Here is a 20,607-nt window from a genome sequence, read left to right as displayed (position 1 = left end):
TCTTTCGCTTTAAATTCAAATAGGTTGATTTTTCATGTAGCGAATTTCCCATTTATCTTTCTATACTAATTTTCTCGTTATCAAAATCAGCTTGTTGATATTCTTCTTCAAATACCATAAACCAATACCCAGTCTGATCCTGAGCACATATAGCTCTTCTTACTTCACTCATACCTTTTGGAGTAAAGCTGCACGCATAAATTCTTTCTGAATTAATCTCAGCGTCATAATATCGATAAATCATTAAAGCATTAGACTTTTGAATGGCATTTTTTCGAAGAATCAATTCATTTAGATATTGTATCCTTTCAAAAGACTCTACGAACTGAATTCCTATTACATTATGAGGAATATATTCTTCTTTCGTTTGTGAAAATAACTTTTGAATGGTATCGACATCTTTTTCACAAACATTTTCTCGTTCTAAATGTAAGGCCAGATATAAAAAGTATTCGTCATCAAATCGAGCATCCCATTTCCACCAAGATAAATCCATTGGTCTAGAACGACCTTTCAAGCAATCAAACTTAGAGTCTTCAATAAAGGCATCAAAACCTAACAGCTCCCCTACATGAGCAAAATAATCAATTTCTCGTTTTGTGAACATGGATCGGTTATGTAGACTTGATAAATTCATTCTTCGATAGCTCCGTACATAACCGTTAAAGAATGACATTAAATTAAAGTATTGCTTTTCCATGAAATATTTCTCCTCTTTTTCACTTAAAAAGAGGCAGCATCCTCAAATGAAAGCTGCCCTTACTCAACAAACATATTTAGATTATTATTTAACTGTAATAGAATCTAGCGTAATTTTTGTTACAGTCTTTTTAGCTCCAGGGTGAACTTTTCCAGACCATTCAACTTTGAGAGTATGTTTTCCTGCTTTTAATCCTTTTTTGTTAAACACTGTAGCTTTATACTGTGGCTTATCAGCGTACAAATCAACCCAATAAGCGGTGCCGTCTAGTGTTACTTTTGCTTGCCCTTGGGTATTATCCTTAAGCGTATTTAAAGATACCTCAGTTCCATTAAATACAAACTGCATGCCAGCATTTGCTTCATTTACAGCTTTGTATGATCCTCCTGATGAACTGCTGTTTGACACTTTACTCCAGTTTCCTGTATAAGCCAAATTTGTACTAGTATCTTCGTATACCCCGGCAGTTGCTCCGTACTTCACATCTACTTTATAGCTTCCGCTTCCTTTATAAGCGTATACATCTAAATAATAAACTCCGTCAGCCGATGCTACAAAAGTTAAAGTTTCACTTGAAGTATTCAACTTTTCTGAGTAAGCTACGATACCATCGCTAGAGTTTACAGTTTTTGCATTTTGATTATACAAATACAAATCGAAATCTGTCCCCGCAGCTCCTGATAACGAAACTGTAAACTTTTCGCCTTTTGTTAACTTTACTGAATATACATCATCTTTATCCGTGGAGGCGTTCAAGGTAGAGCTTATGCTATTTCCATTTAAAGACACTCCTGGTATTTCTCCATCTATATCAGCTGATACCGCTAATCCAGCGTTAACTAGACCGCCGCTTGCAACTTTTCCTGTTAAAGATGACAGTTTTGTGGTACTTTTCATCAATGTATCTTTTAGTTGTGCAGAACTGAAAGATGGATTTGCTGCTAAAACCAATGATGCTACACCCGTTACATGCGGAGCAGCCATAGATGTTCCACTGAAATAGCCATAACTATTCTCAGGAAGCGTGCTCAAAATAGAAACACCCGGTGCAGCTATATCTACATTTTCACTTCCATAATTCGAAAAATAGCCTAGATTACCTTGGTTATCTACCGCTGCTACAGAAACGATATTAGGTAAGTCAAAAGCAGCTGGATAAGCGGCATAATAATCAATGTTGTCACCATCGTTTCCAGCCGCCGCTATGAACGTAGAGTTTGAGTTTTTAATAACATCATATAAAGCCTGAGAGTACTGTCCGCCTCCCCACGAATTATTAGATATTTTAATACCTTTTGATTTTGCATAATTAATTGCAGCAATGGCATCATCTGTGCTACCGCCATCAGGACCAATAAATTTTAAAGGCATGACTTTGACGTTAGGTGCTACACCCATTACACCCACTGAATTTTCCTTAGCTGCGATTGTTCCAGCTACATGAGTACCATGATCATCTTCGGTTTCGTCATAATAAACATCTTCGTTTCCATCATAAAAATTCCAGCCGTTCACATCGTCTACATAACCATTATGATCATTATCTACTCCGTCACCAGGAATTTCTCCAGTGTTTTTCCAAATATTATCCTTTAAATCCGGGTGATAAATATCTACACCGGTATCAATTAAAGCTACCGTAGTGCTAGCGCTTCCTTTTGTTTTCACCCAAGCGCTTTCAGCGTTTATATCAATACCTTTTTTCCCTGCCACTCCATCTATATACTGACCTGTATTTTTTAATCCCCACATATATTGATAATATGGCTCTGAAACAGCTGCTGGTTTATAAATATAGTTAGGTTCAGCATATTCCACAGCGTTGGAAGCATTTAAGCTCTTTAAGATTTCTTTCATAGTTGATACATTCGTATCAAACTTTAACGTTTGAATTCCCAGTTTCTTATCTAACGTTTTATTTAACTTTAACCCTTTTACCTTTGTTTTATCTCCTAGACTACTAATAGACTTATTCGTTTTAAACTTAACAATAATTTCGTCTTTTATGTATCCTCTTTTTGCATCCGCTTCAGTTATCTTTCCTCTTCTAGTTTCCTTTTTAGAGCTACCGCTAAATAAATTCTTTTCTTTTTTCTTCACTTTACTAGCAGGAATTTGGATAGTAGGATTCAACTGTTGCGTAGCCTTTTTCACATTAGAATTAGTACCTGATTCTGCATAACTTGACTCCGCGCCTAGCGTTAATCCAGACACTAATAAACTTACTCCCAATAAAGCACTTAAAGACTTTTTCATATAGGTCCCCCTTATCGATATTCTAAAAATAATACTACAGACCTATAATATCAGCATTTTAAGAAAATATAACTATTTACTTTTAGACATTTTACGACAAAAGAACTATAAATTTATTTACTTTCACCTTTTATTTATAAGAAAAATAAAAAATCGCTATCATTTCATTGATAGCGATCTACGTATTTATCCTCTTATTTTAATGTAAGCACCGCCACATTCTCCACATGTGTCGTATGCGGAAACATATCAACAGGCTGAACTTCAACCGTCTCATATCCGCCTTTTTCTAAAATAGCTAGGTCACGTGCGAGAGTTGCTGGTCCGCATGAAACATAGACAACTTTTTTCGGCTTCATGTCAATGATGGTATTCAATAGAGCTTCATCGCATCCTTTTCGCGGCGGATCTACGACGATGACGTCCGCTTTTATGCCTTGTTTGTACCAGTTTGGAATGACGACTTCTGCTTCGCCTACTTCAAATTCAGCGTTGTGAATACCGTTTAGCTCAGCGTTGCGCTTTGCATCTTCAATCGCTTCAGGCACGATTTCAACGCCATATACTTTTTTCGCTTTTTGAGCGAGAAATAACGAGATTGTTCCGATTCCACAGTAGGCGTCAATTACCGTTTCTTCTCCTGTTAAATTTGCATACTCAAGCGCTTTGTCATAAAGCACTTTCGTTTGCTCAGGGTTTACTTGGTAAAATGATTTTGCTGAAATGGCAAATTTAACGTCGCCGATATAGTCGTAAATATATTCTTCTCCCCAAAGTACGTTCGTTTGGTTCCCTAAAATGACGTTTGTGCGCTTGCTGTTTACGTTTTGAACAATTGATTTCACGTTCGGCACGGCTTCGATAATGTCTTCTATAATACGCTTTTTGTTTGGCAGCTCAGCTGTACGAGTTACAATGACAACCATAATTTCACCCGTTACAAGTCCGTAGCGCGCCATGATATGACGAAGTGAGCCTTTATGTTTTTGTTCTTGATAAGCAGAAACGCCATGCTTTTCACAGATTGATTTGACAGCTTGAACAACATCATCATTTGCCTGCTGCTGAATCAAACAGGCATCCATGTTAATGATGTCGTGGCTTCGCTGCTGATAAAATCCAGCGACCAAACCGCCTTCTCGTTCTGCTACGGGAACTTGAGCTTTGTTTCGATAGCGCCAAGGATCGTTCATTCCTAGCGTCGAATGTACCGGAACGTCAGGCAAATGGCCAATTCGCGCCATGACGTCTTTTACTTGCTTTTGTTTAAATTGCAGCTGTCCTTCATAGCTTACATGCTGCAACTGACAGCCTCCGCACTGCTTGTAGACCGGACAGGGTGCTTCAACACGCTGCTCACTAATGGTATGGTGCTTGATAAGCTTGCCAAACGCATAGCCTTTTTTTACTTTAATGACTTTTACTTGGCCGCTTTCGCCGGGCAGCGCATTTTGAACAAAAATAGGAAATCCGTTCACTTTCGCTACACCCGCTCCGTCATGCGTTAAATCTTCAAACGCAACATCTATATATTCATTTTTTTCTACAGGTGGTTTTAATTTTTCCATTTATCGTTACATCCTTTTAGTCATTTGAAAATGCTGAACTGATTGTACCATAAGAGCGAAAGCCAAACAAAGAAAAGCATGAAAAAAGATCGCAATTAGGCGATCTCATTTTTTTCCATCAATTCAGCTGTTGCTTTTGGAACAAAGATTTCTACATGGCGATATAAGTTTACAAATTCCCCAGGCAATAACCCTCCGTACTCGCCATCTAGATTTAGCTGCATTTTATCATTTGTATGAATTTTAACACGGTTTGCTTTTGTATAAATAATATGAGGATCATTGATATGTTCTCCTCGCAGCGCAAGTGTCGCAATTCGAATAAATTCAGCTAAATTTGCTTTCTTTAAAATAATTAAATCAAACATGCCGTCATCTAAAGAAGAATCTGGTGCCAGCTTTTCAAAACCGCCGACTGAGTTCGTTAAGGAAACGAGGAAGAACATAATCTCGCCGCCAAAGAATTTTCCGTCATACTCAATTTCAACAGATGTTGGTTTAATAGAAGGAAGCATTTCCATGCCTTTTAAATAGTAAGCTAGCTGTCCAAGCATTGTTTTTAACTTGCTTGGCACTTCATATGTTAGTTCAGTTAAACGGCCGCCTCCGGCGATATTTACAAAGTAATGCGTTTCTCCGTCGTTTGTTACACAGCCTAAATCAATTGGCTTTGTTATGCCCTCTACAATGACATCAATAGCGCCTTCAATCGTACGCGGCACATTAATGGCACGAGCAAAGTCATTGGTTGTTCCAACAGGAATAATACCTAGCTGCGGACGATAGTCTTGTCCAGCGATACCGTTTACGACTTCATTGATGGTACCGTCTCCACCAGCTGCGATTACAACGTCAAAGCGACGTTCTACTGCTACTTTAGCAGCTTCTGTTGCATCACCAGCGCAAGTTGTAGCATGACAAGATGTTTCATAGCCTGCTTGCTCTAGCTTTTGCAAAACTTCCGGTAAGTTTTTCTTAAAAATTTCACGGCCCGATGTCGGGTTATAAATAATTCTCGCTCTTTTCATATTCATCATCCTAATAATGATAATTTGTCACAAATCTTTGCCTACTTTTATCAGTGAAAGAATGCCCCCTCACATTACATCATCAACAAGAGGGGGCATGAACAAACATATTATAAAGAAATTAACCTTGATATACAATATTCACGTTTCGGTTTTTATTCATACCTTCAGCGCGATCGCCCTTACTCATAATAAATGTGAGATGGAAACCCACCTCACATTTAGTTATCAAATTTAGCGTTTATTAATTTCTTCTAAAAGAATTTTATTAACCATCGGTGGGTTCGCTTGGCCTTTTGAAGCTTTCATAATTTGACCAACTAAGAAGCCAATGGCACGATCCTTACCGTTTTTGAAATCTTCAATAGATTGAGGGTTTGCATCTAATGCATCTGTTACGAATTTGCGTAAAGTTGCATCATCAGAAATTTGTACAAGACCTTTTTCTTTTACAATTTTCTTTGCATCTCCGCCATTTTCAATTAATTCTTTGAATACTTTTTTCGCAATTTTAGACGAAATCGTACCTTCTTGAATTAATTGAATCATACCAGCTAGGCCTTCAGGTGTTAAAGCTACATCTGAAAGTTCTTTTTGATTTGAGTTTAAGTAAGCAGAAACTTCACCCATTAACCAGTTAGAAGATAGCTTCGCGTCTCCGCCTGCAGCAAGTGTTGCTTCAAAGAAATCAGACATTTCTTTTGTTAGCGTTAATACCATTGCATCATAAGCAGGTAAGCCAAGCTCTTCTACATAGCGCTTTTTACGAGCATCTGGAAGTTCAGGAATCGAAGCACGAACGCGTTCTTTCCACTCTTCGTCGATGTGTAATTCTAATAAGTCAGGCTCTGGGAAGTAGCGGTAATCGTCAGACCCTTCTTTTACACGCATTAGAATTGTTTCGCCCGTAGACTCGTCAAAACGGCGTGTTTCTTGCTCGATTAAGCCACCAGACAATAACACTTTTTCTTGACGAATTTCTTCGTGTTCAAGACCGCGGCGCACATAGTTAAATGAGTTTAAGTTCTTTAACTCAGCTTTTGTACCGAATTCTTCTTGTCCAACTGGACGTAAAGAAATATTGGCATCACAGCGAAGTGAACCTTCTTCCATTTTACAATCAGATACGCCTGTATATTGAATAATTGATTTTAATTTTTCTAAATAAGCATATGCTTCTTCAGGAGAACGCATATCTGCTTCTGATACAATCTCAATTAGAGGTGTACCTTGACGATTGAAGTCTACTAGTGAATAGCCATCGCCTGTATGCGTTAACTTACCAGCATCTTCTTCTAAATGAAGTCGGTTGATACGAATACGCTTCGTTTCACCTTTAACTTCTACTTCAATCCAGCCGTTCTCGCCAATTGGTTTATCAAATTGAGAGATTTGATAAGCTTTTGGGTTATCCGGATAGAAATAGTTTTTACGATCAAACTTTGTATCTGTTGCGATTTCACAGTTTAGCGCAAGTGCTGCTTTCATTGCAAAATCAACTGCTTCTTTGTTTAACACGGGTAATACGCCAGGATAACCTAAGTCAATTACACTTGTGTTAGCATTTGGAGCCGCACCAAATGCGTTTGGACTTGCTGAGAAAATTTTAGATTTTGTCTTAAGCTCAACGTGTACTTCAAGACCAATAATCGTTTCAAAGTTCATCTTTATCTCACCCCTTACAGTGCTGGTTTCGCTTTATGATGCTCAGTTGCTTGTTCGAATGCATGAGCAACACGATAGATTGTGCTTTCGTCGAAATGCTTACCGATAATTTGTAACCCTAATGGCAATCCATTTGATAAGCCGCAAGGCACAGAAATACCAGGTACTCCAGCAAGGTTTACTGGGATTGTTAAAATATCGTTTGCATACATTGTTAATGGATCGTCTGTTTTCTCACCAATTTTAAATGATGGAGTTGGTGTAGTTGGTCCAATGATAACGTCATAGTTTTCAAATACAGACTCAAAGTCTTGCTTGATTAACGTACGTACTTGCTGTGCTTTTTTGTAGTAAGCATCATAATAACCAGAGCTTAACGCAAATGTTCCAAGCATGATACGGCGTTTTACTTCGTTTCCAAAGCCTTCGCTTCGAGACTGCTTGTACATTTCGATTAAGTTCTCAGCATTATCTGTACGATATCCGTAGCGAACGCCGTCAAAACGAGATAAGTTAGCAGACGCTTCAGAAGAAGATAATAGATAATACGTAGCTAATGCGTATTTAGAGTGTGGAAGCGATACTTCTTCCCAAGTTGCGCCTAGTCCTTCTAACACTTTTAGTGCATCTAAAACAGACTGGCGAGCTTCTTCGCCTACACCTTCGCCTAAGTATTCTTTTGGAACAGCAATTTTAAGACCTTTTACGTCACCTGTTAAAGCAGATACATAATCCGGTACATCAACATTAGCAGAAGTAGAATCCATTGGGTCTACGCCTGAAATTGCTTGAAGTAAGTATGCATTATCTTCAACAGAATTTGTGATTGGTCCGATTTGATCTAAAGAAGATGCAAATGCCACTAATCCGTAACGAGATACGCGACCATACGTTGGTTTTAATCCGACAACACCGCAATAAGCAGCTGGCTGACGAATTGAACCACCTGTATCAGAACCTAAAGAAAACGGAACTTCGCCTGCTGCCACAGCTGCAGCTGAACCACCGCTAGATCCACCTGGTACGTAATCTAAATTCCATGGGTTGCGCGTTAACTGAAGACCTGAGTTTTCAGTTGAAGAACCCATTGCGAATTCATCCATATTTAATTTACCGATTGTTACCGCTTCAGCTGCCTGTAATTTTTGAACAACTGTTGCATCATAAATCGGATCAAAGTTTGCTAGAATTTTACTAGAGCAAGTTGTACGTAAATCTTTTGTGACAATATTATCTTTTACACCGATTGGCATACCAAATAATAGGCCAAATTCATCTTTTGTTTGTAATGCTTCATCAAGCTCTTTTGCATAAGCACGAGCATTGTCTTCATTAAGCGCTAAGAACGCACCTACTTTATCATCTACTTCATTAATACGTTTGTATGATTCGTCTACTAAATCTTGTACACGTACTTCTTTCTTGTGTAAAAGGCTATGTAGTTCTGAAAGTTTACGATCGAATAAAGACATCGTAAAGCCTCCTTCCTTATTCTAAAATAGTTGGTACTCGAATGTAGCCATCCTTGTGGTCTGGCGCATTTTTTACTACGTCTTCAATTGGTAAACCTTTAGCTGGCTTATCTTCACGCATTACGTTTTTCATATCCAATACGTGAGAAGTTGGTTTTACATTTGTAGTATCTAACTCATCTAATTGTTCTGCATATGTAATAATAGCATCTAATTGTTTTGTAAATAGTTCTGCTTCGTCATCCGTCACCGCAAGTCTCGCTAAGTTTGCAACGTGCTTTACTTGATCAACAGAAATTCTTGACATGTTCCTTCACCTCCGAATATTCGTCCCACTACAATATACTGATAATACCAAACTTCACTAGCAACAGGCAACATTTCTGAGACTAGTTCCTAAAATATTAAAAACCCCGCCAGACAAGACAGGGCTTACATTTATCACTTCTATTTTATACCAAATCTATTTCATTCAAACAACATTCCATACTTTTCCTTCGTCATAAAATATTTCTCTCTTGCATAGGTATAAAATAACCTTCTTTTTAGAAAAGATAGATAGAAAGAGAAACATGCTTTAGATGAACACACCACTATGTTTTAATTTCACTAGTCTTTGGGAAAGTAAAGAAAACGAATAACTACTTTACCGTAAAAGAGGTGCTATAAAAATTGAATAAAATACTTATACAGTCAGTCATCCACCAGCGCCCTGTGTATCAGCAAAGCGGAAGATGGTTTGTATTAGATGAAGAATTCAAGTGGGATTTGTCCACCTTGCAAAAAGATGTTTTTGCTTGTTTAAATAAAGCCTTTCATATTCCTATCATTTTTTGTGATTCGTGCGAAGCCAATAAAATTGTCTCTGCCCTTGGAGAAGAAGAAACAGAGTACCTGCAGTTTGCATCAGGCGTTTACTGGCGAGAAGTAGGCATTATATTTATTTTTAAATTTGATGACTATCTTCCGCTCATTGAAACGATCTTTCACGAGCTGCGCCACTATATTCAAGATCACATCCCTTATTATCAGAAAGAATTTGAGCTAGATAAAAAGCGCCCGTATGAAGAGCGGACAACCGAACAAGATGCATTTGCATTTGCTGCTTATTATCTTGCTAAGTTTACGAAACAAAATTCTCACGCCATTTCTTCATAGGAGGCAATTTCATAGAATTAAAAACAGACACTGCTCAAGCAGTGTCTGTTTTTGCTTACTCTTCGTAAATATGAACGAACGGCTTGTCTTCATCTGCTTTTCTAACAATGAGAGCTTCCGGTCCGCTTACTGAGTTAATAGAGATACTCGTTTCCATATATGAAGGGAAATGGTCAAGCATTAAACCAGCAACGTACTGAGTAAATCCTACAATTTCACCTTTTCCGTAAAATTGTACGGGAATATCAATCGTCATTTTTTGAAGCTGTCCATCTTTGTAATACCCTTTCCCTACTACGCTTGTAAAGTTCGGGAAGTAGTCTTCGATTTGCGCTTTAAACTCATCAAATTTCATCGCATCATCTCGGTGATCTTTTGTTGCATCTGATGATGGGAATAAATAATATTGCTCGTCTAAATTATCCCAGCTGCCAACGGCCGTATCATTTGAACCTGCATTTCCGACAGCTATAAAGTTACCCGGTGTTAAAGAGGACTTAGCACTTTGTTTGAATAATGCTACTCGAACTGGCACATTTTCTAAGCCTTTGATGTTGCGCATACGCTTAACAATCTCATCTGCCATTTGCTTTCCTTGGGCTTCAATCTCTTTATTTGTAAGCTTCACTTCACGGGCATAGCCATTTTCTTCTGTATAATAATGAACGGAATTCATCGCCAGGCCAATTGTGACGCCTCCAAGTTTTACCTTGTCGTCTCCGTCTTGAATAAGGTAGTCTTGCTCAGTAATGTTTGCTAAGTACATTGGACTTGTTTCATTACGAGTTTTCAAATCGCCTTTTTCTGTATCAATTGGGTTTAATCCATTGTTTTTAAGCTTCTTTTTCGCCGTATCATCTTTTGTTTTGCTTTGAAGATCTTTAAACTGTTTATCACTCAGCTTACGGCTTAACCATGAGCGAATAGTATCTTTATCAAGATACTGGCCTTCTTGATACACATATTTTTTCGGAGAATAGCTATCTGTCGATAAGCGCATTAAGCCTGTTTCAAATTCTTGCGCATCCAAGCGGTTGTTTAAGTTTGCTGCTACTAAGCCTCTTGCCACTCCCGCTTTAAATGGAAGAATTGTTCGGTAATAATCATCTGAAATACTATACTTCGGAATAACTGCTTTTTCTTTCTTGTTGTTGGTTTGTTGAACAGTCTCTTTATCGTCCGAAAGATTCGGTGCACACGCTGAAGTTACAAGCATGACCGCAAGAGAAAGTAACAATATCTTTTTCAACTACACACACCTCTTATTTATTTAATTCCGTAAGTAGCCTTGCCTCATCCCATACTTCAATTTCAAGCTCGTTAGCTTTTATCAGTTTGGAACCAGCCTCTTCCCCTGCCACAACAAGGTCTGTCTTTTTACTTACGCTTCCTGTGACTTTACCGCCAAGTGCTTCAATTTGTGCTTTTGCCTCATTGCGAGATAGCTGTTCAAGCTTACCTGTTAATACAACGGTTTTACCAGCAAAAACAGAATCTACATTTTCTACACTTACAAGCTTGGGTCCTTTGTATGTAAGGTTTACTCCATACTCTTTTAATTCATGTATAAGTTCTTGAACCTCTTCTTGTGTAAAATAAGCGACAATAGCATCAGCCATTTTGGCACCAATTTCATTAATTGCCACTAATTCATCATACGTTGCTTTTGTTAACTTGTCTATGGTTTCAAAGTGCTGAGCCAACGTCTTTGCAGCTTTTGCTCCGACATGGCGAATACCCAAACCAAAAAGCAAACGCTCAAGCGAATTTTCTTTCGATGTTTCGATGGCTGCAATCAAATTATCAGCAGATTTCTCACCCATGCGCTCAAGCTCGATTAACTGCTGTTTTGTCAGCGTATAAATATCCGCTACGTCTTTAATTAACTGTTCGCGAAATAATTGCGATATAACTTTTTCACCAAGTCCATCAATGTTCATCGCATTGCGGGACACGAAATGAATAAGTCCTTCACGAATTTGAGCAGGACAGCTTGGATTAATGCAGCGAAGCGCAACTTCTCCTTCTAAACGCACCAGTTCACTTTCACATTCCGGACAGTGAGTAGGCATCGTAAACTCTTGCTCTTCTCCCGTTCGCTTCTCTTCAATCACATTCACTACCTCAGGAATAATATCTCCTGCTTTTTTCACTACGACATAATCTCCGATGCGAATGTCTTTTTCGCGAATCAAATCTTCATTGTGAAGAGACGCACGCTGTACCGTCGTACCTGCTACTTGAACAGGCTCCAAAATAGCTGTTGGCGTAATGACACCTGTACGGCCTACCGTCAGCTCAATATTTACAAGCTTGGTTACGACTTCTTCAGCAGGAAACTTATAAGCAATAGCCCAGCGTGGACTTTTGGCCGTTGTTCCAAGCTCAGCCTGCTGATCAAATGAATCTACTTTTACAACAATGCCATCAATATCATAAGATAGTTCTGGACGTTGCGTTTGCCAGCTTTCGATGTAAGCAATCACATCATCAATGGTTTCACACGTCTGTCTTTCTTTATTTGTTTTAAACCCAAGCTCATCAAGTAAATTCAAACTTTCGCTGTGAGAGTCGATTTCTAATTCTCCCGTATCAGTCATGGCATATACAAAGATATCTAAATTACGTTTTGCCGCAATTTTAGGATCTAACTGACGCAGTGAGCCTGCAGCTGCGTTACGCGGGTTAGCAAACGGAACTTCATCCCTTTCCATTTTTGCTTCATTAAGTGCTTCGAATGATTTTCTCGGCATAAATGCTTCTCCGCGAACTTCCATTGATAACGGTTCTTTAATTCGCAGTGGAATAGAGCGAATTGTTTTTAAGTTTTCAGTAATATTTTCACCAGTTGTACCGTCTCCGCGCGTAGCTCCCAGCACTAAGTATCCATCTTCATAGCGAAGAGATACAGCAAGGCCGTCAATTTTAAGTTCGCATACATAAGAAAACTCATCTCCAACGGCTTGGCGCACTCGGCGATCAAAATCCCGAAGGTCTTCTTCATTAAATGCATTTCCCAAACTTAGCATAGACGTTTGATGCTGAACCTTCTCAAACGCATCGAGCACTTGGCCGCCGATGCGCTGAGTAGGTGAGTCAGCTGTTTTTAATTCTGGAAATGATTCTTCTATCTCAATTAACTCATTCATTAATTTATCGTATTCTGCATCTGGAACAGATGGTTGATCTAACACATAATATTCATAGCCATATTGATTTAATAAGTCGCGTAATTCTTGAACGCGTGATTTAGCTGTCTCAAACTCCATATTCTAGCTCCTTTTCACGATTACACTTTCGTAACCGGGGCAAATTTAGCAAGCAGTCTTTTTACACCTGTAGGACTAGGAAAAGCAATGTCTAATTCTTTTGAATCTCCTTCTCCTTTTACACTTACAACTGTACCAATTCCCCATTTTTTATGCTCGGCCTTGTCTCCAACGCTCCATCCAATTGATTCACTGCCTGTTGACACAAGCTTCGTTTTTGCCACGGCCGCTTGTCGGCGCGCTGCAAACGGCGAAGCTGAAGCCCCTGAACGACCAGCAGCAGGTTTGCGCATTGCTTCATTTAAAGATTCCACAAGCTCGCTTGGGATTTCTCCAATGAAGCGCGATTTTGGATTAACGTTTGTTTTACCAAATAGTGTGCGCATTTGAGCATTTAATAAATATAATTCTTGTTCAGCACGCGTAATGCCTACATAGGCTAAGCGTCGTTCCTCTTCCATTTCATTATCTTCGAATAATGATCGGCTATGAGGGAATACGCCTTCTTCCATACCCATTAGAAAAACAACCGGGAACTCTAGACCTTTTGCCGAGTGAAGCGTCATCAGAATCACTTGTTCGTTCTCTTCTTCTTCCTCGTCGTCAAGCTTATCGATATCAGCAACAAGTGCTAAATCGGTTAAAAATGCTACTAAGCTTTTATCTTCACTTGCTTCTTCAAACGTTTTTGTGACAGATAAAAACTCATCAATATTCTCTAAGCGGCTTTGTGCTTCAATTGTTTTTTCCACTTTAAGCGCTTCACGGTATCCTGTTCTTTCTAATACTTGTTCCACAAGCTCTGTAACAGACATATAGTCTTGCATTTGAGCTAAGTTCGAAATCATCGATTGGAAATCACGAAGGGCTTTTGTTGCTTTGCCTGTTAACCCCATTAATTCTACTTCATCCAGTGCTTTGAAAATCGAAATGTCATGAACGTTTCCGTAATTGGCCACTTTATCGACTGAAGTAGCTCCAACTCCGCGCTTTGGAACGTTCACAATACGAGCTAAGCTAATGTCATCATCTTGGTTGGCAATTAAGCGCAAGTACGCAAGTAAATCTTTAATCTCTTTGCGGTCGTAGAACTTAATGCCGCCGACAATTGTATAATTAATATTGGATTTTAACAGCACTTCCTCCATCACACGAGACTGTGCATTTGTACGATACAAAATGGCAAAATCACTGTATTTACGCTTTCCGCTGTCTACTGCTTCTTTAATTTTACGTGCTACAAACTGTGCCTCATCATGCTCACTCATTGCTTGGTAATGGTAAATCTTCTGGCCTTCATCGTTTTCCGTCCATAAGTTTTTCACTTTACGATTCATATTGTTTGCAATGACGCCGTTTGCCGCAGCCAAAATCGTTTTAGTTGAACGATAATTTTGTTCAAGCAAAATGGTTTTCGCTTTTGGGTAATCTTTTTCAAATGACAAGATATTTGTAATATCAGCCCCGCGCCAGCGGTAAATAGACTGATCTGAATCCCCTACTACGCATACATTTTCAAATCTTGCAGCTAGCAAGCGAACCAGCATATACTGTGCATGGTTTGTATCTTGATACTCGTCCACATGAATATATTGAAACTTGCGCTGATAGTAAGTTAACACTTCAGGAACTCGTTTAAATAGCTGAATCGTTGTCATAATCAAATCATCAAAATCAAGCGCTTGGTTTTTCTTTAAACGCTTTTCATACTCTTTGTAGACTTTGCTTACAACTTCTTCATACGGTCCCGCTGCTGTTTTATCAAATTCTTCCGCTACTTTCAGTTCATTTTTAGCTGAACTAATGCTTCCTAATAACGAGCGCGGATCGAATTTTTTCGGATCGATGTTTTGATCTTTTAAAATATTTTTAATAACGGACAGCTGATCCGTTGAATCTAAAATCGTAAAGTTACGATTAAAGCCAATACGATCAATATCTCTTCGTAAAATACGCACGCACATCGAGTGGAACGTTGAAATCCAGATATCTTCTGCCACTCCGCCAACGATATTTGAAACACGCTCTCTCATTTCACGAGCTGCTTTGTTTGTAAAAGTAATGGCTAAAATATTCCAAGGTGCAACTTCTTTTTCTGCCATTAAAAACGCAATTCGATGCGTTAATACACGTGTTTTTCCACTTCCTGCACCGGCCATAAGTAATAGTGGTCCGTCTGTTGTTTTAACTGCCTCTTGTTGCTGAGGGTTTAATCCTGTTAATAATTTTTCACTTAAAAAATTCACGTTTTCACCGCCTATATCGAACATATATTCTCTATTCTACTTTATTTATTTTTCACTGTGCAATATTCTTTTTTACTGCTTTTACAGTTTTTAACGCTTCCGATAAATTTGTATAAATAACATTTCCTACAATAACCGTATCGGCTAGCTCTCCCATCTCACTCGCTTGCTCTTTTGTCTCAATACCTCCGCCGTAAAATAACTTCGTCTCATTTAGCGAATTTTTCACTTCTGCCACTAATTCAGGATCTCCATACGTTCCGCTGTATTCTAGATAGAAAACGGGCAAATGAAACATGCGTTCAGCCATACGAGCATACGCTACAACGTCTTCTGCATCCAAATCTGTTTTCGCTTCCGTTAGCGCAGCTACTTTTGCTTCGGGGTTAAGTACGCAGTATCCTTCTACAAAAATTTCATCCCAGTCCATGATCTCTCCGTATTCCTTCATCGCCGCGTGATGTAAATCAACAATCCACTTTGGATCCTTGCTGTTTAAAACGGTCGGAATAAAATAAGAATCAAACCCAGGTGTTACAGAGTCAATTGTTGATACTTCAAGCGCACACGGCACCGTGTAGCGGCGAATACGCATTAACAGCTGCAGTACATTGTCTAGAGTCACTCCATCAGATCCTCCGACAAGAACCGCATCCGTGCCGGATTCGCAAATTTTCTCCAAATCTGCATCTGAAATCTCTTTATTAGGATCTAATTTAAAGACATGTCTCCACTCTTTAATATCATACATATATGTTCCTCCATTTCTTTACACTTAAAAGTTCGCGCTCGTCCATTTGTTCATTATAACAAAACTAAGAGGGTGAAATGAAAGGAAAACCGAACTTTTCATCACGTTTTTTGTTTTCAAAAAATATGTACAAAAGATATGGTTTCACCCTCAAATCCGGAAGAAAACATCACAAAAAAAGCCCATTTTGCACAAGGTTATTGTTTCTCTGCATAGGATATGCTAATATATAGCTACTAAAATTCATATGATATACGCTGAAGGATCAATAGTACTTAAATCCTCTTCACAAAGCGAACTAGGGACGGTGGGAGCCTAGAGAATGGTTTAAGGAAAAGGCAATCTGGAGTATATACAGACGAAGGTGGATACATTTTGTATCAACCAGGGTGGAACCGCGGGAAAAACTCTCGTCCCTGGGCATATTGTTGATATGCCCAGGGACGAGAGTTTTTTTGTACCCGCTCTTTTTGTTTCGCTTGAATCACTACCATTTACAGGAGGAATTAGAATGTCAAAAACAATGGATCAAATCGTATCTCACGCTAAACACCGCGGCTTTGTATTTCAAGGATCTGAAATTTACGGCGGTCTTGCAAATACATGGGATTACGGCCCGCTTGGCGTAGAATTAAAAAACAATATTAAAAAAGCATGGTGGAAAAAATTCATTCAAGAATCTCCATACAACGTTGGTTTAGACGCTGCGATTTTAATGAATCCAAAAACATGGGAAGCTTCTGGTCACTTAGGAAACTTTAATGACCCAATGATCGACTGTAAGGATTGTAAAGCCCGTCATCGTGCCGATAAATTAATTGAAGAAAAACTTCAAGAAAAAGGCATTGAAATGATCGTAGACGGCCTTTCATTCGATGCAATGGCTGACTTAATTAAAGAACATGAAATTACATGTCCTGAGTGTGGTTCAGCTAACTTCACTGAAATTCGTCAATTTAACTTAATGTTCAAAACGCACCAAGGTGTTACTGAAACATCAACAAATGAAATTTACCTTCGTCCTGAAACAGCTCAAGGTATTTTCGTAAACTTTAAAAACGTTCAGCGCTCAATGCGTAAAAAGCTTCCGTTCGGTATCGGCCAAGTGGGTAAAAGCTTCCGTAACGAAATTACACCTGGTAACTTCACATTCCGTACGCGTGAATTTGAACAAATGGAACTTGAATTCTTCTGTAAACCAGGCACTGAATTAGAGTGGTTTAACTACTGGAAAGAAACATGTAACAAATGGCTTCTTTCTCTTGGTATGAAAGAAGAAAACGTTCGTCTTCGCGACCATGATGATGATGAACTTTCTCACTACAGTAATGCAACAACAGACTTTGAATACAAGTTCCCATTCGGCTGGGGCGAACTATGGGGCGTAGCTTCTCGTACAGACTATGACTTAAAACAGCACATGGAACACTCTGGAGAAGACTTCCAATATGTTGATCAAGAAACAAACGAACGCTATGTACCTTACTGCATCGAGCCTTCTTTAGGTGCTGACCGTGTAACATTAGCTTATATGATTGATGCATATGAAGAAGAAACGTTAGAAGATGGATCTTCTCGTACAGTTATGCAGCTTCACCCTGCTTTAGCACCATTTAAAGCTGCTGTATTACCACTTTCTAAAAAGCTTTCTAATGAAGCTCGCGCTGTCTTTGAAGATTTAGCAAAATACTTTATGATTGACTATGATGATGCTGGTTCAATCGGTAAACGTTACCGTCGCCATGATGAAATCGGTACGCCGTTCTGTATTACATTCGACTTCGATTCATTAGAAGACAATCAAGTAACAATCCGTAACCGCGACACAATGGAACAAAAACGTGTAGCAATTAGCGACCTTAAAAATATCATTGAAGAAGCAACTCAGTTTTAATTAAAAAATAAGCGTATGGCTGCTTCAGCCATACGCTTTACTTTTGATTTGAATCTTCTTGAAGGCGTTCTAACACCATTTGATACGCATCGCTTCCATAATTCAAGCAGCGTTTAACACGGGAAATAGTCGCTGTGCTTGCTCCAGTTTCCGTCTCAATTTTATGGTACGTGTTGCCTTCTCTCAGCATTCTTGCCACTTCTAAGCGCTGTGCTAATGATTGAATTTCATTAACTGTACATAGGTCATCAAAAAATTGATAGCATTCTTCAATGTTTTCTAATGATAAAATCGCTTGAAATAGCTGATCTAATTCTTTTCCTCGTAGTTTGTTGATTTGCATCGTATCGAACTCCTTTATCATTGGCTTTCTTTACTGGTTGTTTCTATCTATAAAATACAGTTTCTATATTTGTTTGCACATACATTCATTCTGTATGAAGACAGCCAATTTCATACAAATTTCAAATTCCTTTGATACTTTTATATTTTAACGCATTATAGACGGAAAAAGTACTTTTTTATTCATAACATCATAAATTCCTACTGGCGTGATACGAATATAAGGCAAATGTGTAGACGAAAAGAACAGCAGTGAATAGACAGGATCATCGTGTTTGTATCCTCGCTCACACAGCACTTTCTTGAGTTCTACCTCTCGTTTACTTAATTCCTCCATCGGCAGATTCGACATGACTCCTTTTAACGGAAGATCCAGTTCGTATACTACTTTCTCATCTTCGGTAATGACAATACCCCCTCCAATTTCTTTCATACGTTTAAATGCACACATCATATCTTTTTTCGATTTTCCAATTAAAATAAAATCACCTGTATTTGAAAATGAACTCGCCAGTCCCGATACATTTGTCGCAAATCCTTTTAACAGGGTATTGATCCGCCACTTGCCTTCTCGGTCCACCAGCACTAAAAAACTTTCATCATGATCAGAGGCTAATACATCTCCGCTCACATTCAAGTGAATTGAATACGGCTCCATAATAACAGCATTTTTCATTTTTACGCCTACTGGCATTGAAAATTGAAAATCGTCCATCGTTAAATCAAAGTCCAACTTTAACGGGGAAAAACCAAACTTTTCCCAAGGAAATTCTGCTGAGGCTAATGCTTGTTCTTTGCCTTCTTTTTTCATCCACTTTCCTTTTGCTAGCACAGAGACTGGAGTAGGCCGCATAGGATCTTCTAAAATATTAATATTAGCCACACAGCCTGTTGCTACATGCCCGTGCAAATGTTCCATGTTATAATAGCGAGCAATATTTACAGACACCATATTATAAGCATCTAACAGGGGAACCCCTTCTGAAATAGCTAATGTAATTAACATATCTGACACGCCATTTTGGTAAAAAGAAGGCGGAGAACCGTCTGTATTCATCGTAATATGGTCAAAATAATCTACCTGCAGCTCTTTTAACTCCTGAAGCAATTTTGGCAAATCCGGCCGAATTGAAGAGTGGCGTAAAGCAACGTCATAACCTTGTGTTAACCGAGCAACAACATCTTCCCCCGTCATAGACTCATGATCGCTGTCTGCTCCGAGCAATTTCATTTTTGCCAAGGTAAATGCTGATGCCCCCGGGAAATGTCCTTCAATGTGCTTTCTCATCCTTTTTGTCTCTTGAACCCAGTGAAGCATTAAATCATCTCCGTCTAAAAGCTTCGGCCAACTTGTCAGTTCGCCTCCTTGTAAGACAGCTTCATTTTGTAGCCAAGAAGTAATGTTCGTGTGTGAGAAGATGTCAGCCTCTTCATCAATTTCCGTCTGGGAATCAAATCTGCACCACCAGTACAGCGATTGTGGTAACGTTTTCATTTCTTCAATCAATGAAAATGCCGTTTTTTGTTCAAGCTGTAAAGCGAGAATTAAATTATCATTAAATAAAGTCGTTGTTCCATGCTTGGCTGCATATTTGGAAAAAGTCTGGGGATTATATAACTGAAACGGGTGAACATGCGGCTCAATATACCCAGGAACCACATATTTATCACTGCAGTCTATAATCTCTGTAGAAGCGTCTGTGTGCTTAGGCATCTCTGAGCCAACGTATACAATACGATCTTGGTAAACCCAAATATGTGCTTTTTTCCACTGCTTCATTCGAGCGTTCAAATATGTTGCATCTTTTAAGACAATAGTTGGTGCTTTTTGACCGTTTAATACTAAGAGCTGCTGTCTAATATGTTTGCTTTTCCAGCGGTATCTTTGTTCCGGCATGCTAAATTCCCCCTAATTTACTATGTATTTTTATCGTAACACATCCGTGATGTAAACGCATTCAGAAACTGTTATTAATTTTATGAATAAAGGTGATAAAACATGAAACCAAATATCGGTATTGTTAACGCATTAATTCGACTTACACTGGGCTTTACCCTTCTTTCTTGGACAACATCTCGTTTATCTCGCAGACCGTACAAAGATTCATACATCTTCTTAGGGTTAATGGGAGCTTTAAAAGTTGCAGAAGGCATCACGCGTTTTTGCCCCCTTACGTACGCATATGATTCATGTCAAAAACATGATGAACATGAACACCATCCAAATGGAAATGAAGAAACGTATAATCCTTCATAAG

The 20,607-nt window shown here is 38.7% G+C and carries 16 protein-coding genes; 3 read left to right on the top strand and 13 right to left on the bottom strand.

Going from position 1 to position 20,607, the window contains the following annotated elements; translation table 11 throughout:
- Positions 1-52 precede the first annotated feature (52 nt).
- The 7 genes from ACFX40_RS22885 to gatC all read right to left on the bottom strand — a co-directional run bounded on the left by ACFX40_RS22885 (position 53) and on the right by gatC (position 8,996).
- Positions 53-700: a hypothetical protein gene (locus ACFX40_RS22885; RefSeq protein WP_377256437.1), complete on the bottom strand. Its 648-nt coding sequence runs from the start codon at positions 698-700 to the stop codon at positions 53-55.
- 84 nt (positions 701-784) lie between these two features.
- On the bottom strand, positions 785-2,956 hold the full coding sequence (locus tag ACFX40_RS22880) for a S8 family serine peptidase (RefSeq protein ID WP_377256434.1): 2,172 nt from the start codon (positions 2,954-2,956) through the stop codon (positions 785-787).
- Positions 2,957-3,150: 194 nt separating this feature from the next.
- On the bottom strand, positions 3,151-4,524 hold the full coding sequence (gene rlmD / locus ACFX40_RS22875) for a 23S rRNA (uracil(1939)-C(5))-methyltransferase RlmD (RefSeq protein WP_377256431.1): 1,374 nt from the start codon (positions 4,522-4,524) through the stop codon (positions 3,151-3,153).
- A gap of 95 nt (positions 4,525-4,619) precedes the next feature.
- Positions 4,620-5,552: a diacylglycerol kinase gene (locus tag ACFX40_RS22870; RefSeq protein ID WP_098332816.1), complete on the bottom strand. Its 933-nt coding sequence runs from the start codon at positions 5,550-5,552 to the stop codon at positions 4,620-4,622.
- A 234-nt stretch (positions 5,553-5,786) separates the two neighbouring features.
- Positions 5,787-7,217, bottom strand: coding sequence for an Asp-tRNA(Asn)/Glu-tRNA(Gln) amidotransferase subunit GatB (gene gatB, locus ACFX40_RS22865; protein ID WP_013055057.1), 1,431 nt, complete (start codon positions 7,215-7,217; stop codon positions 5,787-5,789).
- 14 nt (positions 7,218-7,231) lie between these two features.
- Positions 7,232-8,689 (bottom strand): Asp-tRNA(Asn)/Glu-tRNA(Gln) amidotransferase subunit GatA, encoded by a 1,458-nt coding sequence (gatA, locus tag ACFX40_RS22860; protein ID WP_013055056.1) that lies wholly within the window; start codon positions 8,687-8,689, stop codon positions 7,232-7,234.
- A 16-nt stretch (positions 8,690-8,705) separates the two neighbouring features.
- On the bottom strand, positions 8,706-8,996 hold the full coding sequence (gene gatC, locus ACFX40_RS22855; RefSeq protein WP_013055055.1) for an Asp-tRNA(Asn)/Glu-tRNA(Gln) amidotransferase subunit GatC: 291 nt from the start codon (positions 8,994-8,996) through the stop codon (positions 8,706-8,708).
- Positions 8,997-9,361: 365 nt separating this feature from the next.
- On the opposite strand from gatC, the gene ACFX40_RS22850 reads away from it, so the two are divergent.
- Complete coding sequence (locus ACFX40_RS22850) at positions 9,362-9,847, top strand: DUF3920 family protein (RefSeq protein WP_098248761.1); 486 nt, start codon at positions 9,362-9,364, stop codon at positions 9,845-9,847.
- A 55-nt stretch (positions 9,848-9,902) separates the two neighbouring features.
- Here ACFX40_RS22850 and ACFX40_RS22845 read toward each other — a convergent pair whose 3' ends face one another.
- The 4 genes from ACFX40_RS22845 to pcrB are packed head-to-tail and all read right to left on the bottom strand — an operon-like array spanning position 9,903 to position 16,113.
- Entirely contained in the window at positions 9,903-11,096 is a 1,194-nt protein-coding gene (locus ACFX40_RS22845; protein ID WP_014461929.1) for a CamS family sex pheromone protein, read from the bottom strand.
- A gap of 13 nt (positions 11,097-11,109) precedes the next feature.
- Complete coding sequence (gene ligA / locus ACFX40_RS22840) at positions 11,110-13,116, bottom strand: NAD-dependent DNA ligase LigA (RefSeq protein ID WP_098334522.1); 2,007 nt, start codon at positions 13,114-13,116, stop codon at positions 11,110-11,112.
- 20 nt (positions 13,117-13,136) lie between these two features.
- Positions 13,137-15,386 (bottom strand): DNA helicase PcrA, encoded by a 2,250-nt coding sequence (gene pcrA / locus ACFX40_RS22835; protein ID WP_013081449.1) that lies wholly within the window; start codon positions 15,384-15,386, stop codon positions 13,137-13,139.
- Between the two features lie 28 nt (positions 15,387-15,414).
- A complete protein-coding gene (gene pcrB / locus ACFX40_RS22830; protein ID WP_016762776.1) occupies positions 15,415-16,113 on the bottom strand; it encodes a heptaprenylglyceryl phosphate synthase in 699 nt (232 codons plus the stop codon).
- A gap of 511 nt (positions 16,114-16,624) precedes the next feature.
- On the opposite strand from pcrB, the gene ACFX40_RS22825 reads away from it, so the two are divergent.
- Entirely contained in the window at positions 16,625-18,007 is a 1,383-nt protein-coding gene (locus tag ACFX40_RS22825; protein ID WP_013055049.1) for a glycine--tRNA ligase, read from the top strand.
- 37 nt (positions 18,008-18,044) lie between these two features.
- On the opposite strand, the gene ACFX40_RS22820 is transcribed toward ACFX40_RS22825, so the two are convergent.
- Together ACFX40_RS22820 and ACFX40_RS22815 are read right to left on the bottom strand one after the other, a co-directional pair.
- Positions 18,045-18,350, bottom strand: coding sequence for a YerC/YecD family TrpR-related protein (locus ACFX40_RS22820; RefSeq protein WP_013055048.1), 306 nt, complete (start codon positions 18,348-18,350; stop codon positions 18,045-18,047).
- 147 nt (positions 18,351-18,497) lie between these two features.
- On the bottom strand, positions 18,498-20,246 hold the full coding sequence (locus ACFX40_RS22815; protein ID WP_377256428.1) for an adenine deaminase C-terminal domain-containing protein: 1,749 nt from the start codon (positions 20,244-20,246) through the stop codon (positions 18,498-18,500).
- Positions 20,247-20,348: 102 nt separating this feature from the next.
- Here ACFX40_RS22815 and ACFX40_RS22810 point away from each other — a divergent pair, with 102 nt between their 5' ends.
- Positions 20,349-20,606 (top strand): YgaP family membrane protein, encoded by a 258-nt coding sequence (locus ACFX40_RS22810; RefSeq protein ID WP_016762773.1) that lies wholly within the window; start codon positions 20,349-20,351, stop codon positions 20,604-20,606.
- Position 20,607 lies beyond the last annotated feature (1 nt).

Source organism: Priestia sp. YIM B13552 (genome assembly GCF_042787775.1).
GTDB classification, from domain to species: domain Bacteria; phylum Bacillota; class Bacilli; order Bacillales; family Bacillaceae_H; genus Priestia; species Priestia megaterium_E.
The sequence above is the reverse complement of the archived record's forward strand: the minus strand, read 5'-3'. Positions and strand labels throughout refer to the sequence as shown.

Excerpts from the sequence above, each read along its gene's own strand:
- ACFX40_RS22885 (WP_377256437.1), bottom strand. The coding sequence starts at position 700 with ATGGAAAAGCAATACTTTAATTTAATGTCATTCTTTAACGGTTATGTA.
- ACFX40_RS22880 (WP_377256434.1), bottom strand. The coding sequence starts at position 2,956 with ATGAAAAAGTCTTTAAGTGCTTTATTGGGAGTAAGTTTATTAGTGTCT.
- rlmD (WP_377256431.1), bottom strand. The coding sequence starts at position 4,524 with ATGGAAAAATTAAAACCACCTGTAGAAAAAAATGAATATATAGATGTT.
- ACFX40_RS22870 (WP_098332816.1), bottom strand. The coding sequence starts at position 5,552 with ATGAAAAGAGCGAGAATTATTTATAACCCGACATCGGGCCGTGAAATT.
- gatB (WP_013055057.1), bottom strand. The coding sequence starts at position 7,217 with ATGAACTTTGAAACGATTATTGGTCTTGAAGTACACGTTGAGCTTAAG.
- gatA (WP_013055056.1), bottom strand. The coding sequence starts at position 8,689 with ATGTCTTTATTCGATCGTAAACTTTCAGAACTACATAGCCTTTTACAC.
- gatC (WP_013055055.1), bottom strand. The coding sequence starts at position 8,996 with ATGTCAAGAATTTCTGTTGATCAAGTAAAGCACGTTGCAAACTTAGCG.
- ligA (WP_098334522.1), bottom strand. The coding sequence starts at position 13,116 with ATGGAGTTTGAGACAGCTAAATCACGCGTTCAAGAATTACGCGACTTA.
- pcrA (WP_013081449.1), bottom strand. The coding sequence starts at position 15,386 with ATGTTCGATATAGGCGGTGAAAACGTGAATTTTTTAAGTGAAAAATTA.
- pcrB (WP_016762776.1), bottom strand. The coding sequence starts at position 16,113 with ATGTATGATATTAAAGAGTGGAGACATGTCTTTAAATTAGATCCTAAT.
- ACFX40_RS22825 (WP_013055049.1), top strand. The coding sequence starts at position 16,625 with ATGTCAAAAACAATGGATCAAATCGTATCTCACGCTAAACACCGCGGC.
- ACFX40_RS22820 (WP_013055048.1), bottom strand. The coding sequence starts at position 18,350 with ATGCAAATCAACAAACTACGAGGAAAAGAATTAGATCAGCTATTTCAA.
- ACFX40_RS22815 (WP_377256428.1), bottom strand. The coding sequence starts at position 20,246 with ATGCCGGAACAAAGATACCGCTGGAAAAGCAAACATATTAGACAGCAG.
- ACFX40_RS22810 (WP_016762773.1), top strand. The coding sequence starts at position 20,349 with ATGAAACCAAATATCGGTATTGTTAACGCATTAATTCGACTTACACTG.